Source organism: Lederbergia sp. B243.17, from assembly GCF_057657925.1.
In genome coordinates, this window is record NZ_JBWBKF010000003.1 from 1 (window position 1) to 1,671 (window position 1,671).

3 protein-coding genes are annotated in these 1,671 nt (G+C 45.2%); 1 reads left to right on the forward strand and 2 read right to left on the reverse strand.

Features of this window, described 5'->3' with window-relative positions; all coding sequences use genetic code 11:
* On the forward strand, positions 1–99 hold a 99-nt coding region (locus AC0TWI_RS00045), incomplete at its 5' end, for an IS3 family transposase (RefSeq protein ID WP_488124311.1).
* A 75-nt stretch (positions 100–174) separates the two neighbouring features.
* Here the strand turns inward: AC0TWI_RS00045 and AC0TWI_RS00050 are convergent.
* Together AC0TWI_RS00050 and AC0TWI_RS00055 are read right to left on the reverse strand one after the other, a co-directional pair.
* Positions 175–933: an SDR family oxidoreductase gene (locus AC0TWI_RS00050; RefSeq protein WP_488124309.1), complete on the reverse strand. Its 759-nt coding sequence runs from the start codon at positions 931–933 to the stop codon at positions 175–177.
* 182 nt (positions 934–1,115) lie between these two features.
* Complete coding sequence (locus AC0TWI_RS00055) at positions 1,116–1,304, reverse strand: hypothetical protein (RefSeq protein ID WP_488124310.1); 189 nt, start codon at positions 1,302–1,304, stop codon at positions 1,116–1,118.
* Positions 1,305–1,671 lie beyond the last annotated feature (367 nt).

Sequence of the window (1,671 nt, forward strand, 5' to 3'; positions counted from 1 at the left end):
ATTAACCATTATATGGTCTATTATAATAATTATCGTTATCAGTGGAATTTAAAAAAGATGACCCCTATTCAATATAGGAATCATCTTCAAACTGCTTAATCTCTTTTTTTATTGTGTCCTTGACATAGGTACCACTTTAGTTTCCCCCGCTTTTCGAATACCTTTTCTTTTATTTTAGTATGCAGTCCAGCCCGCATCTCCGGTGATGACCGTTCCGTTGACAAAACTTGATTCGTCAGTTGCAAGGAAAAGGGCGATGTTCGCGATTTCTTCCGGCTTGCCGATCCGTGGATTTAAAGCTAGTCCTGGCTGGATCCGTCCCATGCCGAATTGATCAATACCTGACATGGAGGCGCTGATATTTGTTTCCACTCCTCCTGGTGCAATCGCGTTACAGCGGATGCCTTTTTGAGCATACATGAAGCCGGTATTTTTGGTTAGTCCGACAACCGCATGCTTGGAAGCTGTATAAGCAGCCCCTGCCCTCGCTCCCTGCAAGCCTCCTGCAGAAGCGACGTTGATGATCACTCCGGATTCTTTCTCCAAGAAAATCGGCAATGCTTTACGCGTTGCACGCATGACGCTTGTCGTGTTTACGGCAAACAACCTTTCCCACGTTTCATCGTCGATCTCGCCAACCGGAGCAAAGTTGTCCATGATGCCGGCATTGTTCACCAAAATATCGAGTGTACCGTATGCTCCAACCGCTTTGTCGATCAAATCCCCGATGTCCGCCTCCTCCGCTACGTTCGCCGTAATCGCTATCGCTTCTCCGCCACTTGCCTGGATTTCTTCCACAGCTTGTCTGGCCGCTTCTTCATTAATATCGGAGACAACTACTTTCGCTCCTTCGCTTGCGAACAGAGCCGCAATTGCCTTCCCCATTCCAGACGCGGCACCCGTGATGACCGCTACCTTATTTTCCAACCTCATGTCCATTCCTCCACAATTCGTTTTGATGTCTAAGGTAGAATAGTTTCTCTTCTTTAAGAATAGCTGTCCCGTTCGCCATGGTTCAATCGTTCACAGCCCGCCAATCAGCAAAAATAAGAACTGTACCCAAATTGTTATAGAATCCTAACAATCAGGTACAGTTCTTTAGCAAGTCAACTTGTTCAGGAGCCCGGCTCCCTTCTTGTTCCGATTGATGAAGGAACACTTTCTCCTTCACTTCCGAAAAACAGAATTGACAGCCCGGCCGGTACGAATAGCAGCCAGAAAAAGACTGTTGAAATGAGATGCATCGCAAAGAAAGTCAGGGCCAATGTAGCGATTATACTGGCAAGTGTAATCAATCTCTTCATATTTCCGCCACCCTTCTTGATGTTGAAATTTTAGTTTAAGAACGTAAATACTGCATACCTCCTCGAATTGCTTTTACCTTTTTCCCCACGTTTTATTTGTCCTAGCCTTTTCCCCTTTTCGCTAAACCGGAAACACTGAAAGCCGCCAACTGGAGAATAGGGAATTGTAGTCAACGCAGCTTCCTAAACGGCTGACGTCAAAGGTGGACTTCCAAGAAACATAAAAAAGGGGCTGGGACAAAACCCATCTCTGATACGAAAAAAGCCGGCGGAATTTTACGATGAGTAAAATTCCGCCGGCTTTAATTGTCTTTCATGAAAGATAAGGACCACTTCTGATAAAATTAAGTCACCACAACAAAATATT

What these genes read in the sequence shown, in the direction of transcription:
- AC0TWI_RS00050 (WP_488124309.1), bottom strand. Translation starts at nt 933, where the DNA reads ATGAGGTTGGAAAATAAGGTAGCGGTCATCACGGGTGCCGCGTCTGGA.
- AC0TWI_RS00055 (WP_488124310.1), bottom strand. Translation starts at nt 1,304, where the DNA reads ATGAAGAGATTGATTACACTTGCCAGTATAATCGCTACATTGGCCCTG.